Below are 13201 nucleotides of genomic sequence, written 5' to 3'. Positions count from 1 at the left end.
TTAACCCAATTCATCTCGCAGTTGGCGGGCTGCAGTCACCCTACCCAAGCCCGAGAATAGCGCGTATGGATTGGGAAAACGGTATCGCCGAAAGGAGGCAGTGAACTGAAGGCTCTGGCAACGGTTTTGGATAGAACAGCCTGGCAGTCTCCTTGTCGCCCTCTGAAAGTTCGTTGTTGTCCTCAATACCCTCCCCACTGTTGAGATACTCTTTGGGAAAACTATAGTGCATAACCGACTTTTGATCGTAGGGCGTGAATGCAACGTCCTTGGTCAATGGCAAATAATTTTCCTCGAACGAGGCATCGATTTTTCCGTTCTGCGTGTCTTGACGAATTGCCTTCCAATTGATGTCGAGCTTCTGTGAAGGATGCTGATGCTCATGGTCGAACCCTAATGCATGACCGAATTCATGTATAACCGTCCCGGCGTTAAATTTATCCAAACCACCTAAAAAACCAATCTCCATCGTAGGTTTATCAACGTCGACTGGTTTCTCGGTACCTAAGTACGAGCTTCCGCCTTTTAAGTTGTTATTACCTTTGATTCTGATATCACCATCCTGCTGTTCAGTAAATTCGAATTTCAGGTTGACGTGAGGGGCCCATTTATTGATGTTATCTTTTGTGAATTGTTTTTGCTCTTGCGTCATGTCCCTCATGGAAATCCTGATGGTTGAAAACTGCGGCCAAACTGTACGTGGGTCGACCACGCCACGCTTACGTCTTGATAGAGCATGTGTGCCGATAGGATTGACAGGATCACCGTTATCCACCGCAAGCACCTGTGGAAAAAACATGTTGGGGGCAGTCGTCAAATTGATCGTCATGGTACGGATCCTCAAGGTCTATATTGTCGGTACTTCTATCCGGGTACGTGGTACTCGTAGCGCCGCGGGTTCCCCAAGCGATATGAGAGGATGTTGCGGTGGCTCATATTGAAATCAGGTGCAGATAGAACGCGTGAAACATGAAATACGCACACACCGCCAGCGCCAGGCCCCGTTGATCCGCCGTCCCAGCATTGCGCCAAGCAACGCATAGAGCCACGGCGCGCCAAACGCGCCAAAAGCCAGCAACGCCGACACCAGCGCAATCGACACCCCGGTGATATGCGCCGCCGGCAGCATGACGCTGGTGATCGGCAACACCGCCATGATGCCCTTGGGGTTGAGCAACTGGATCACCAGGCCGTTCCAGAACGTGAGGGTCTTGGCCGGTGCGGTAGAGACTTTTTCATCGACCACCGTGCGCGCGGTGAACACCTGATAAGCCAGGTACAAGGTGTAAACGCCGCCAATCAACGAGATATAGGGCAACGCCGCCTGGGAAATGATCGCCTCGCCGGTGTAGCCGAACAGCACGAACAACACCAGCATCGCGCAGCCCACGCCGATGAAGAACCCGGTGGACCGCCGGAACTGACCGGTGAGCCCGGCGTTGAGGCCCATGAAATTCACGGGGCCGGGGCTGTACATGACGCTGAAGGCGTAGAGGAAGATGTCCATGGAAGACCTGCCGTAGAGGGAGTGGGGCGAGTCTACTGAGGGGAGATGGGGGGATTCTTGTATGTTTGTGGTTGGGCTGGATGGGGATGCTGCGCATCCCAGCGGGAGCAAGCTCCCTCGCCACAGGTATAGTGTTTGCCGGACCCTTCAGGACAAAACCAGACATGGATGTATTCACCCAAGGCAGTTGCCTCTGCGGCGCAATCACTTATCACGTTTCGACACCGCTCAAGGCCGTCACCCACTGCCACTGCAAAAAATGCCAGAAAGGGCATGGGGCAGCGTTCGCGACGTATGCCAGTGCGCGCCGATCAGAAGTGACGATCCAGGCTGTGCGTGACACGCTGAAAAGCTATGAATCTTCGCCAGGTATCACCCGTCAATTCTGCTCGGAATGCGGTTCATCGCTGTTCTGGAGCGACGCTGAAGGAAAGTATCCAGAGTGGATTTCGATTGCGCTGGGCACTCTCGACACCCCCTTCAAGGTACAGAACCAGGCGCACAGTTGCATTGAGTCCAAGGCACCCTGGCTTCGTGGACAGTTCCTTTGAGTCCGCTCAACGCAAACGTCTCGATACGCAAACTGGAGCAACTTCCGGTGCAGATCCGAGTCCTCGAAGCTCAGGCAGTCGCCGAAGGCTTCCGGTTCCTGACACGATTGATCACGGAGTGGGAAGACGGCTCCAATCGATTTGATCGGCCGGGTGAATGCTTTCTGGGAATGTTTTGTGATGGGCAGTTGATCGCCGTCGGCGGTCTTTCTTGTGATCTCGTCGCGGGATCAGGGGTTGGACGGCTTCGCCGGGTATACGTAGAACGTACCTACCGCGGGCGACAGGTCGGGAAGGCCTTGGTGCACCAGCTGCTGGAAAACGCTGACGTGCATTTTCACAAAGTACGTCTGTCCACCGACACATCTGAGGCCGCAGCTTTTTATCTTCGATGCGGTTTTGATCAGGTGGCTGATGACACGGCCACCCACGTAAAAATCTTGAAAAACGGCTGAAACGGATGCTGCCGGCTCCGCAACACACAACAAAAATGGGGATCGTCGAGCTTCAGCGAGGCTACGATGGCGGTGTGTCAGGCGACATCTCTATCGGCAGTGCCGCCGTCATCGCGGCCTCGCTGGGGCTCGACGGCTCCCACAGTGGGTTTTGCCGTGCTTGAAAGGTCGTTACATCAACGGAATCGAGTAATTCACAAACACCCGATTCTGATCCTGGTCCCGCGCCACGTCACTGCGCGACACGCCGTTGCGCCAGCCAAACCCAACGTTCTTGAAGGTGCCGCTCTGCACCACGTAATCCAGCGCGATATCCCGCTCCCACTCGCTCGCGTCGTTGCCGCTGGCGGTGAGGATGTGATCGCCCTTCAGGTACATCACCGAGGCCTTCAACCCCGGCACGCCGAGTGACGCGAAGTCATAGGCGTATTGCGCAAAGGCGGTGCGCTCGCCGGCCTGGATAAAGGTCTGCACGGTACGGTCGGTGTAGAGGTACAGGCTGGAACCGCCCTCCCCTTTGTTCACTAGGCCGCCCTGGTTGAGTTGGGCGAAGTTGCTGTCGTCCGAGACCTGCTGGTACCCGGCGGTGATCGCGTGCGGGCCCAGGGAGTAGATGAACGCCGCGCTCCAGGTGTTGTTGTCGATTTCACCGGTGCCGTTCTTGGTATAGCCGCCGAGTTTGTAACCTTCGGCACGGCCGGCGGCGGTGCTGTTCTTGCCGTCGGCGGTGGTCTTGAAGTAGCGCAGGTCGGTTTTCAAGGAGCCGTAGTCGCCCAGGGGCAATACGTGGATCAGCCCGGCGAAGTGCTGTTGGTAATAGTCTTCGAGGTTGGCGTAGTAGTACTGGACCATCAGGTCCTTGGTCACCTGGTAATCGGCACCGGCGTAATTGAATTTGTTGCTTTCCTGGGTGCCGCCCGCCGCTGCCAGACCACTGCGGTCGCTGGAGCCACGGCCGGTGGTGTGTTGCAGTTGGCCGCCGATCAGGGTCAGGTTGTCGATGTCCTTGCTGGTGACTTGCCCACCTTCGAACGATTGCGGCAACAGGCGGCCGTCGTTGCTCACCAGGATCGGCAGGTTCGGCCGCAGGTAGCCGTAGCGCAGTTCGCTCTTGGCAAAACGGGCCTTGGCCGTGGCGCCGCCACGGGCCCAGTTGTCGGTGGCTTTGCCGTCGTCGTTGGGAATCATCGAGCTGCCCACATGGCGGCCAGCGCCGCTGTCCAGGGTGATGCCGAGCATGCCGATCGCGTCGAGACCAAAACCCACGGTGCCGTCGGTGAAGCCCGATTGATAGTTGAGGATAAACGCTTGGCCCCACTCTTCGGTCTTCGACGGTGCGGCGGTGCCATCCCGGTTGTCGTTGTTGAAGTAGAAATTGCGCAGGCTCAAGTTGGCTTTGCTGTCGCTCAAGAAATCAGCCGACGCCAAAGGGCTCAGGGCAACGCCCAGGCCGCCGGTCAATACGCTTAACACATTCAAAGTGGCTTTCATCACAACCTCAGTCAATTAACCCATGAGCGTCATAAAACGGATACGGCCCGGGGTAGTCCCCGAATACGCCGTTGTGGCTGATCAAACCCTGTTGCGCCTCCCAGCGATGCAACAGATAGCCCGCCGGCTCCAGGTTGAAATGCGCGGGCGCCGCTTCTTGTAGATCCAGCACGATCTGGTGCGAGGTGCCGGGGCACACACAACTCAGGCTGCCGCCGAAACGGCGCTGCATCGGCCGGTGCAAGTGCCCGCACAGCAGGCGCTCGACTTGCGGATGGCGGGCGACGACCTGCTCCAGCGCCGCCGCATTGATGAAGGGTTCGCGGTCCATATGGCCAATGCCGCTGATAAACGGCGGGTGATGCAAAATCAGTAAGGTCGGCGCATCCGGACGCAGGGACAATTGCGCGTCGAGCCACTGCAATTGGCTGTCGAGCAACTGGCCGCCGTGGCCGCCGGGGATGGTGGAGTCGAGACCGATCAGGCGCAGCGGATGCTCCTCCACCACCCAGTCCAACGGGCCCTCTGCGGACGCAGGCAAATAGGCGTGATCCCGGAACGCCTCCAGCAACGGCCCGCGCGTGTCGTGGTTGCCGGGCACCAGGTAGCACGGCATGTGCAGGCGGGCGAGTTCGGGGTGCAGCACCGCGTATTCATCGGCGCGGCCGAAGTCCACCAGGTCACCGCTGATCACCACGATATCGGGGCATGGGTAACTGGCGTTGAGATGGTCGACGGCACGGCGCAGTGCGCCTAATGTATCGACAACCCCATAAGTAAGGCGCTGGCCGGCTTTAAGGTGCAGGTCGCTGATCTGCGCGACAAGAAACGGACGATTCACAGTAGATTCTCAAGCATTCAGGGTGAACAACATGTGTGGCGCAATCGCCAGGGCAATCGGCGCGCCGACGGCGTACAGCTGGTTGTCGCTGCTGTCGACCAACAGCGGTTGCGGGCCGCCCACATCCACCAGCAGGCGGCTTTGTGCGCCCTGGAAAAACTGCGCCAACAGACGGCCGTGCAAGTGCCCTTCTCCCTCCATCACCTTCAGGTGTTCGGGACGGCAATAGACCGTGCTGGGCAGTTCGGCGGCCTGCCACGGCAACTCGCCGCCGCAAACTCTCAAGCCATGGGCCGAAGGCTCGATCACGGTGAAGGCATTGAGGTTGCCGACGAAGCCCGCGACGAAGGCGTTGGCGGGTTTCTGGTAGATGTCACGCGGGCTGGCCAGTTGCGCGACACGGCCGTGCTCCATGACCAGGATGCGGTCGCCCAGGGCCATGGCTTCGCCCTGGTCGTGGGTGACGAACACCGAGGTGATGCCAAGGCCGCGCAGCAGTTCATTCAGTTCGCTGCGCAGGCGTTCGCGCAATTGCGCGTCGAGGGCCGCCAAAGGTTCATCCAGCAACAGCACTTTCGGACGCGGCGCCAAGGCACGGGCCAGGGCCACGCGCTGACGCTGACCACCGGAGAGTTCATGGATGCTGCGCTTGCCGTGATGCTGCAAGCCCACCAGCTCAAGCAACTCGTCGCAGCGCTTGTTGCGCTCAGTCACCGACATCCCGCGAATCTTCAAGCCGTAGACGATGTTCCCCGCCACATCCAGGTTGGGAAACAACGCGTAGTTCTGGAACACCATGCCCACGTCACGTCGCTCGATGGGCAGGCGCGTCACGTCCTGATCGCCAAAAAACACCTGGCCCAGATCCGGGCGCTCCAGGCCGGCAATCAGGCGCAAGGTGGTGGTTTTGCCACAGCCGGACGGGCCGAGAATCGCCAGGGTTTCGCCGCCTTCGACGGTCAGGTTCAAGTCATGCACGGCCACGGTGCCGTCGGCGAACGCCTTGCGACAGCCTTGCAGGCGGATAGTGATAGCGGTCATCGACGCTCTCCACGGGACAAACGGGCACTGATGGCCTGCAGCGCAATCAACAGCGGCACGATCATCAGCAAAAAGATAAGGGTGTAGGCGCTGGCGATTTCCAGGCGCGCCGAGGCATAGCTGTCGGCCAGGCCCACGGGCAGCGTCTTGGTCATAGGGGTGTGAAGCATCCAGGTCAGGTTGAACTCACCCAGGGACAAGGTCACTACCATCAGCACACCGGCCAGGATTCCTGCGCGGCAGTTGGGTACCACCACACTGAAAAAGCGCTTGATGGGACCCGCACCGAGACTGGCCGCCGCCTCTTCCAGCACTGGCAGTTGCTGGCGTTGCATCACCGCCATCACCGGGCGTACCAGGAATGGCAAGGTGAACAGCACATGCCCGACCAGGATGAACACCCAACTGCTGCGAAAGCTGCCGAACTGGCCGTAGGTGAGCAGCAACGCCAACGCACTGGCCAACCCCGGCATCGCCACCGGCAGCACCATCAATTCTTCGAAGGCGCGGCTGAAGCGATTGTTCATCCGCACCAAGGCATAAGCCGCCGGCACGCCGATCACGCAGACACACACCGCGCAGGCCAGCGCCAATTGCAGCGACAACCACACGGTGGGCGAATAGGCCTGCCACACCTGGATCAGCCAATCGAAGGTCAAGCCACTGGACAAACCGACGAAGAAGTTGCGGGTCAAACCCGCCAGCAACGACATCAGCACCGGCACCAACATGAAGGCGCACACCAGCAGGGTGAACAGCAGTTGCAGCACAAACAACGATGAGCGCTTCACAGCACAGTCCCCGCGTTTTTCACCAGGCGCCGCGTCAGCAGCAACACCGCCCAGGTCACCCCGCCCAGCACCACCGACAGCGCAGCAGCGACGGCAAAGTTGGCGTAGTTGGTGAATACGTTGTAGATCGCCACCGGAGTGACATTCAGTCGCGTGCCCAAGGTAAAGGCCGTGCCGAAGGCGCCCATGGACGTGGCAAAACAGATCGCCCCGCAGGACGCCAATGCGGGCGCCAGGCCCGGCACGATCACGTCGCACACCACGCGCCAATGCCCGGCGCCCAGGGAGTGCGCAGCTTCTTCCAGGCTACGATCAAGGCTCTCGCAAGCGGCCATCACCGTGAGGATCACCCGTGGAATCGAGAAGTACAGGTAGCCCACGAACAGCCCGACCAACGAGTAGGCAAAGATCCATCGTTCACCGGCCAGTTGCAGGCCCAGTGAAGCCAGCAAACCTTGACGCCCTGCCAGCAGAATCACCAGGAAGCCCACCACTACACCGGGAAAGGCCAAGGGAAAAGTGAGCAACGCCACCAGTGCCGAGCGCCCGAAAAACTGGTGCCGGGCGAGGAACACGCCGCTGATGCCGCCGATCACCAGCGCCACCAACGTCACCACCACGGCCAGGACCAGCGTTTGCCCAAGGCTTCCCAGGTACTGCGCGCTGCTGAGCACCTGCCAGTAACCGCTGCCATTGCTGTCGCGGCTCTCGGCGCCGAGCACCATCAAGTGCGCCAGCGGCAACAGCCAGAACGCGAGCAGCACCGCAAAGGCCGGGGCCAACGCCCAGGCGGCATGTTTTGCCGATGCTGCCACTTACTTGACCTCGTTCAGGTAACGGGCGGCGAAGGCTTCCTGCACGGCGGCCATTTTTTCGTAGTCCACCACCCCGGCGCGGGCATAGTCGCTGTCGGGCAGGAACTGTGCGGCCACGTCAGCCGGCATTTTCATTGGGCGCACTGGGCGCAGGTAGGCCTTGGCCCAGAGTGCCTGGCCTTCGTCCGACAGCACGAAGTCGAGGACCTTTTGCGCATTGGCGCGGTGCGGTGCGTTGGCCACCAGGCTCATCACGTAGGGCACGCTGATGCTGCCTTCCTTCGGGATTACAAAGTCGACGTTGGCTTTGTCTTTGTAGCGCGCGCGGTAGGCGTTGAAGTCGTAGTCCACCAGGATCGGCAACTCACCGGACAGCACCCGCGCATAGGCGGTTTGCTTGGGCACGATGGGCGCGTTCTTCGCCAACTTCTGGAAGTAGTCGATGGCCGGTGCGAAGTTGTCCAGGTCGCCGCCCAGTGCGCGGTTGATCGCCACGGCCGACACGTAGCCGACGAAGGCACTGGACGGATCGAGGTAACCGACCATGCCTTTGTATTGCGGCTTGAGCAGATCCGCCCAGCTTTGCGGCACCGGCAAACCACCAAGGGCATCGACGTTGACCATGATGCCCAAGGTGCCGGAATGGATCGCGAACCAGTGGCCAGCGGGGTCTTTCAAGCCAGCGGGAATCTGGTCCCAGGCCTTGGGTTTGTAGGTGTCGACCACCTCGGCTTTTTGCGCCTGCAGGCCGAAGGTCACGCCGTAGTAAACGACGTCAGCGACCGGGGCGGCTTTTTCCGCCACCAATTGCGCCAGCGACTGGCCGGAGTTCTTGTTGTCCAGCGGCACTTGCACATCGGTGCTGGCAGCGATGGCCTTGAGCTGGGTGCCCCAGTCGGCCCAGTCCGGCGGGCAGTTGTAGCAGATCGCGGTTTCGGCGGCCTGGGCCAGGCTGGCCGCACCGCACAGCAGCACGGCTGCCAGGGTTTTACTGAGTGCGCGCATCAAGGGTTTCCTCGTGGGGTTGAGTACTGTCGCCCGGCCGGATATGGCAAGGCAGGCAATGGGACGTCGGGGCGTTGCCGGCGATTTGCGCCAGCAGTTGGTCAATCACGGTGCTGGCCAGCAAGGCGATGGGTTGCACCACGCTGCACAGGGTCGGGTGCATCTGGGTGCCGAGGCTGATGCCGTCGAAGCCCATCACCGACAGTTGTTCGGGCACGTTCCAGGCATTACGACGCAGTTCGGCGATCAGGCTGATCGCCAGGAAATCGTTGGAACACACCAGGGCGGTGGGCGCTTCGGCGCCTTGCAGAAAAGGTTCGATGGCGGTGAATTCGGCCTGGGTGTGGGCCGGCATTTCAATCACCGCGCGGGGTTCCAGGCCGTATTCGCGCATGGCATCGCAGTAACCGGCGTAGCGCAGGCGGGCACGGTCGGATTGCAATGCAGGGCCGGCGACCATGCTGATGCGCCGGTGCTTGGCTTCCAGCAGGTAACGCGTGGCCAGGGCCATGCCTGCGCGGTTGTCCACCGACACGGCGCTGTAGTTGGGGTTGCTCGGTTGGTGATAAGCCAGCACGAATGGGGTTTGTTCGGTGTTCAAGCTGCTGAGCACGCTGTTGCTCTCGGCATCAGTGACCGTCAGCACCAGGCCATCGACGCGCTGGCGCAACAATTCTTCCACCACAATGCATTCGCGTTCGCTGCTGTAGTCGGTGGTCGCCAGCAACAGGCTGTAGCCCCGCGCCCGAGCGGCGCGTTCCATGGCCTGAAACTGTTCAGCGAACACCGGGTTGAGCAGGTTGGGCACCACCACGCCAATCAACTGGGTGGTTTGCAGGCGCAGTTGGCGACCCAGCAGATTGGGGCGAAAACCCAGCTCACGGGCGGCGGCGAACACCTGCTCCCGGGTGGTCGGGCGCACCTGGTCGGGAGAAGCAAAAGTGCGGGCGGCGGTGGCGCGGGATACGCCCGCCAGCCGGGCTACGTCTTTCAGGTCAGTCATTGTCACTCGCTTGAGATCGATCTCATTGGCGAGGACAGTAACGGGGGAATGTGGCAGTTCAGTGCCGAGAACATGACGATTTGATGTCATCCAAGGACTGCTGCTATGCACCTGTGGTGAGCGGGCTTGCCCCGCGCTGGGGGGCGAAGCCACCCCAATAAGGACGTCGCGCAGCTCCAGAAAAATCGTGGTGCCTGGATTTAGGGCGGCTTCGCCCCCCAGCGCGGGGCAAGCCCGCTCACTACAAAAAAACGGTGTCAGCCCCTGAACAGTCACACTCCAGCGCTACGCTCGTAAACCAAGGGCAGCAAAATCCGCCCACTAACCTTTCGATTCGATCCAAGTGCGGGCACAATGCGTGTCCTTTTTTGGCAGGCACCGCCGCAGGCTCTCAAAAATGATCAAAACGCCGTACTACCTCATCGATAAACAGAAGCTTCTGGTCAACATGCAGAAGATTGCTTACGTGCGCGAGCAGTCCGGCGCCAAGGCGTTGCTGGCGCTAAAGTGCTTTGCCACCTGGTCGGTGTTCGACCTGATGCAGCAATACATGGACGGCACCACCTCGTCGTCGCTGTATGAGCTCAAGCTCGGCCGCCAGAAGTTCGAAGGCGAGGCACACGCCTACAGCGTGGCCTGGGCCGACGATGAAATCGAAGAGATGCTGGATAACTGCGACAAGATCATCTTCAACTCGATCAGCCAGCTGCAGCGTTTTGCCGAACGTTCCGAGGGCAAGACCCGTGGCCTGCGCGTCAACCCACAGGTGAGCAGCTCCGACTACCTGCTGGCCGACCCGGCGCGTCCGTTCAGCCGTTTGGGCGAATGGGACCCGGTGAAGATCGAAGGCGTGATCGAACAGATCTCCGGCTTCATGTTCCACAACAACTGCGAGAACGGCGATTTCAGCCTGTTCGACAAAATGCTCGGCACCATCGAAGAACGCTTCGGCGCGCTGCTGCACAAGGTCGAGTGGGTCAGCCTCGGCGGCGGCATCCACTTCACCGGTGAAGACTATGCGGTTGACGCGTTCTGCGCGCGCCTGAAGGCGTTCTCCGAAAAGTACGGCGTGCAGGTGTACCTGGAACCCGGCGAAGCGGCGATCACCAACAGCGCCTCCCTGGAAGTCACCGTGCTCGACACCCTCTACAACGGCAAGCACCTCGCCGTCGTGGACAGCTCCATCGAAGCCCACCTGCTGGACCTGCTGATCTATCGCCTCAACGCCAAGCTGGCGCCAAGCGACGGTGAACACACCTTCATGGTGTGCGGCAAATCCTGCCTGGCCGGGGACATCTTCGGCGAGTATCAATTTGATCGTCCGCTGGCCATCGGCGATCGGCTGTCGTTCATCGACACCGCAGGCTACACCATGGTCAAGAAAAACTGGTTCAACGGCCTGAAAATGCCGTCCATCGTAGTGAAACAACTCGACGGTACAGTCGAGATGGTTCGTGAATTTGGTTACGACGACTACCTGTCCAGCCTTTCGTAAGCTGGCGGATAAAGGAGAGATAAAGCAATTGAAAAAGAACGTTCTTATCATTGGTGCAGGAGGTGTCGCCAAGGTGGTGGCCCACAAGTGCGCGCAGCACAACGACGAACTCGGTCGTATTGCTATCGCGTCGCGCAACATCTCCAAATGCCAGGCCATCATCGACAGCGTCAAGGCCAAGGGTAGCCTCAAGGTTCCGGCCGACATCCAAGCCTTCGCGCTGAACGCCCTGGACGTGGAAGCGACCAAGGCCCTGATCCGCGAGACCGAATCGCAGATCGTTATCAACGTGGGTTCCGCGTTCCTCAACATGTCGGTGCTGCGCGCCTGCATCGACACGGGCGTCGCGTACCTCGACACCGCCATCCACGAAGAGCCGGGCAAGGTCTGCGAGACCCCGCCGTGGTACGGCAACTACGAATGGAACCACCTGGAAGAGTGCAAACAGAAGAACATCACCGCCATCCTTGGCGTGGGCTTCGACCCGGGTGTCGTCAACGCGTATGCCGCGCTGGCGCAGCAACAGCATTTCGACCGCATTGATTCGATCGATATTCTCGACGTCAATGCCGGCTCCCATGGCAAATACTTCGCCACCAACTTCGACCCGGAAATCAACTTCCGCGAGTTCACCGGACAGGTGTGGAGCTGGCAGAACAGCCAGTGGACCAGCAACACCATGTTCGAAGTCAAACGCACTGATGACCTGCCGGTCGTCGGTTCGCAGAACCTCTACCTCACCGGTCACGATGAAGTGCACTCACTGTCGAAAAACCTCGACGTGCCCAACGTGCGTTTCTGGATGAGCTTCGGCGAGCACTACATCAACGTGTTCACGGTGCTGAAAAACCTCGGCCTGCTCTCCGAAAAGCCGGTCACCACCGCCGAAGGCCTGGAAGTCGTGCCGTTGAAACTGGTCAAGGCCGTGCTGCCCGACCCGTCTTCGCTCGCCCCTGGCTACACCGGCAAGACCTGCATCGGTGACCTGGTCAAAGGCACCAAAAATGGCCAGCCCCACGAGATGTTCATCTACAACGTGGCCTGCCATGAAGAAGCCTTTGCCGAGACTGACAGCCAGGGCATCTCCTACACCGCAGGCGTGCCACCAGTGGCCGCTGCGCTGCTGGTTGCCCGTGGCGAGTGGGATGTAAAGCACATGGCCAACGTCGAGGAACTGCCGGCCGAGCCGTTCCTGAAGGCGCTGGACGTGATGGGGTTGCCGACTCGAATTAAAGACGAGAAGGGTGATCGGGCTTGGGATGCGATTGCCTGAATAGGCGATAGCTGACCGAACAAAACTGTGGGAGGGGGCTTGCCCCCGATAGCGGTAGATCAGTCACAGCTGTATTGACTGACACACTGCAATCGGGGGCAAGCCCCCTCCCACATTTAGTTTTAGGGGGTCTGTTATTCCAAGTTCCGCGCCGAGTTACTCAGCGCTCGCGAACATTGCAACAACGCCGGCGCCAGCTGCCGCTCGGCATCCGCCCTGCTCCACCGACTGGTCGGCGCCACCACATGCACCGCCGCCACCGGGCGGCCATTGGCGCCCAGCACTGGCGCACCGATGGTCATATCGCCCAGGAACAGCTCCTGGCCATTCACCGCGTAGCCCTGCTCGCGCACCTGTTGCAACGATTCCAGAATCTGCCCGACGTCAGTCAACGTCTGGCTGGTGTGCGCAATGCGCTGGCTGTTTTCAATCAACACCAACGCCTCCTCCTGCGGCAACGCGCTCAAATACGCCCTTCCCGACGCCGTGCAATACATCGGCACCCGCGAACCGATCGGCATGTGCACCGGCACAAACCCTGAGCTGACGAAACGCGCGATATAGGTCATGTCGTAGCCCGCAGGCTCGGTGAGGCATGACGTCTCGCCGGTCAACCGCGTCAGCTCCGACAGAAACGGGTTGGCCACCTCGATCAACGAATGCGCATCCAGGTAACTGAAACCCAACTCCAGCACCCGGGGTGTGAGTTGGTAATGCCGTGTGCGGGAGTGTTTCCGAAGGTAACCCAGGCTTTCCAGGGTAAACACCATGCGCTGGGCCGAGCTTTTGGTCATGCCGGCGGCTTCGGCCACCTCTGCAAGGCTCATGCTGCGGCGCTGCGCGCTGAATGCCTTGAGCACCGACAGGCCTTTTTCAAGGGATTGGTTGTGCAGACTGTTGCGTTCTTCGGACATGGCGGACTCGCGGTCAGGT

13 protein-coding genes and 1 pseudogene are annotated in these 13201 nt (G+C 60.1%); 4 read left to right on the top strand and 10 right to left on the bottom strand.

The features are described from left to right. Positions 1 to 40 precede the first annotated feature (40 nt). On the bottom strand, positions 41 to 829 hold the full coding sequence (locus WH299_RS16725) for a M12 family metallopeptidase (protein ID WP_339550815.1): 789 nt from the start codon (positions 827 to 829) through the stop codon (positions 41 to 43). Between the two features lie 103 nt (positions 830 to 932). Beyond that, positions 933 to 1507 (bottom strand): annotated as a pseudogene (locus tag WH299_RS16720) (LysE family translocator). Between the two features lie 164 nt (positions 1508 to 1671). On the opposite strand from WH299_RS16720, the gene WH299_RS16715 reads away from it, so the two are divergent. Then, positions 1672 to 2058, top strand: a complete 387-nt coding sequence (locus tag WH299_RS16715; RefSeq protein WP_122728329.1) for a GFA family protein — start codon at positions 1672 to 1674, stop codon at positions 2056 to 2058. Continuing rightward, complete coding sequence (locus tag WH299_RS16710) at positions 2055 to 2513, top strand: GNAT family N-acetyltransferase (protein WP_339550812.1); 459 nt, start codon at positions 2055 to 2057, stop codon at positions 2511 to 2513. Before WH299_RS16715 ends, WH299_RS16710 begins: the two co-directional genes overlap by 4 nt. Before the next feature lie 171 nt (positions 2514 to 2684). On the opposite strand, the gene WH299_RS16705 is transcribed toward WH299_RS16710, so the two are convergent. Genes WH299_RS16705 through WH299_RS16675 form a run of 7 tightly spaced genes read right to left on the bottom strand, consistent with a single transcriptional unit; the run spans position 2685 to position 9500 of the window. Further along, the gene (locus tag WH299_RS16705) at positions 2685 to 4004 is read right to left on the bottom strand and encodes an OprD family porin (protein ID WP_122728331.1); all 1320 of its coding nucleotides are present in this window, start codon (positions 4002 to 4004) and stop codon (positions 2685 to 2687) included. A 7-nt stretch (positions 4005 to 4011) separates the two neighbouring features. Beyond that, positions 4012 to 4845, bottom strand: a complete 834-nt coding sequence (locus WH299_RS16700) for a phosphodiesterase (RefSeq protein WP_339550811.1) — start codon at positions 4843 to 4845, stop codon at positions 4012 to 4014. A gap of 9 nt (positions 4846 to 4854) precedes the next feature. Next, complete coding sequence (locus WH299_RS16695) at positions 4855 to 5886, bottom strand: ABC transporter ATP-binding protein (RefSeq protein ID WP_122728333.1); 1032 nt, start codon at positions 5884 to 5886, stop codon at positions 4855 to 4857. Next, a complete protein-coding gene (locus WH299_RS16690) occupies positions 5883 to 6677 on the bottom strand; it encodes an ABC transporter permease (RefSeq protein WP_028616543.1) in 795 nt (264 codons plus the stop codon). Before WH299_RS16690 ends, WH299_RS16695 begins: the two co-directional genes overlap by 4 nt. Then, positions 6674 to 7492 carry an ABC transporter permease gene (locus WH299_RS16685; RefSeq protein ID WP_122728334.1) on the bottom strand — a complete coding sequence of 273 codons (819 nt, stop codon included), beginning with the start codon at positions 7490 to 7492 and terminating at the stop codon, positions 6674 to 6676. The genes WH299_RS16690 and WH299_RS16685 overlap by 4 nt, the downstream gene beginning before the upstream one ends. Next, a complete protein-coding gene (locus WH299_RS16680) occupies positions 7493 to 8497 on the bottom strand; it encodes an ABC transporter substrate-binding protein (RefSeq protein WP_122728336.1) in 1005 nt (334 codons plus the stop codon). Beyond that, entirely contained in the window at positions 8481 to 9500 is a 1020-nt protein-coding gene (locus tag WH299_RS16675) for a LacI family DNA-binding transcriptional regulator (protein WP_122728339.1), read from the bottom strand. The genes WH299_RS16680 and WH299_RS16675 overlap by 17 nt, the downstream gene beginning before the upstream one ends. A 397-nt stretch (positions 9501 to 9897) precedes the next feature. Here WH299_RS16675 and WH299_RS16670 point away from each other — a divergent pair, with 397 nt between their 5' ends. Next, positions 9898 to 10995, top strand: a complete 1098-nt coding sequence (locus WH299_RS16670) for a carboxynorspermidine decarboxylase (RefSeq protein WP_122728341.1) — start codon at positions 9898 to 9900, stop codon at positions 10993 to 10995. Positions 10996 to 11023: 28 nt separating this feature from the next. Continuing rightward, positions 11024 to 12268 carry a saccharopine dehydrogenase family protein gene (locus WH299_RS16665; protein ID WP_095016569.1) on the top strand — a complete coding sequence of 415 codons (1245 nt, stop codon included), beginning with the start codon at positions 11024 to 11026 and terminating at the stop codon, positions 12266 to 12268. Between the two features lie 134 nt (positions 12269 to 12402). On the opposite strand, the gene WH299_RS16660 is transcribed toward WH299_RS16665, so the two are convergent. Further along, on the bottom strand, positions 12403 to 13182 hold the full coding sequence (locus WH299_RS16660) for an IclR family transcriptional regulator (protein WP_028616549.1): 780 nt from the start codon (positions 13180 to 13182) through the stop codon (positions 12403 to 12405). Positions 13183 to 13201 lie beyond the last annotated feature (19 nt).

Origin of the sequence: Pseudomonas sp. MYb541 (assembly GCF_037479595.1) — a bacterium.
Classification (GTDB): Bacteria; Pseudomonadota; Gammaproteobacteria; order Pseudomonadales; family Pseudomonadaceae; genus Aquipseudomonas; species Aquipseudomonas canadensis.
The sequence above is the reverse complement of the archived record's forward strand: the minus strand, read 5'-3'. Positions and strand labels throughout refer to the sequence as shown.

Bases quoted from the DNA above. Each gene is read 5' to 3' on its own strand.
- WH299_RS16670 (WP_122728341.1), top strand. From the start codon at position 9,898: ATGATCAAAACGCCGTACTACCTCATCGATAAACAGAAGCTTCTGGTC.
- WH299_RS16705 (WP_122728331.1), bottom strand. From the start codon at position 4,004: ATGAAAGCCACTTTGAATGTGTTAAGCGTATTGACCGGCGGCCTGGGC.
- WH299_RS16725 (WP_339550815.1), bottom strand. From the start codon at position 829: ATGACGATCAATTTGACGACTGCCCCCAACATGTTTTTTCCACAGGTG.
- WH299_RS16715 (WP_122728329.1), top strand. From the start codon at position 1,672: ATGGATGTATTCACCCAAGGCAGTTGCCTCTGCGGCGCAATCACTTAT.
- WH299_RS16695 (WP_122728333.1), bottom strand. From the start codon at position 5,886: ATGACCGCTATCACTATCCGCCTGCAAGGCTGTCGCAAGGCGTTCGCC.
- WH299_RS16660 (WP_028616549.1), bottom strand. From the start codon at position 13,182: ATGTCCGAAGAACGCAACAGTCTGCACAACCAATCCCTTGAAAAAGGC.
- WH299_RS16680 (WP_122728336.1), bottom strand. From the start codon at position 8,497: ATGCGCGCACTCAGTAAAACCCTGGCAGCCGTGCTGCTGTGCGGTGCG.
- WH299_RS16675 (WP_122728339.1), bottom strand. From the start codon at position 9,500: ATGACTGACCTGAAAGACGTAGCCCGGCTGGCGGGCGTATCCCGCGCC.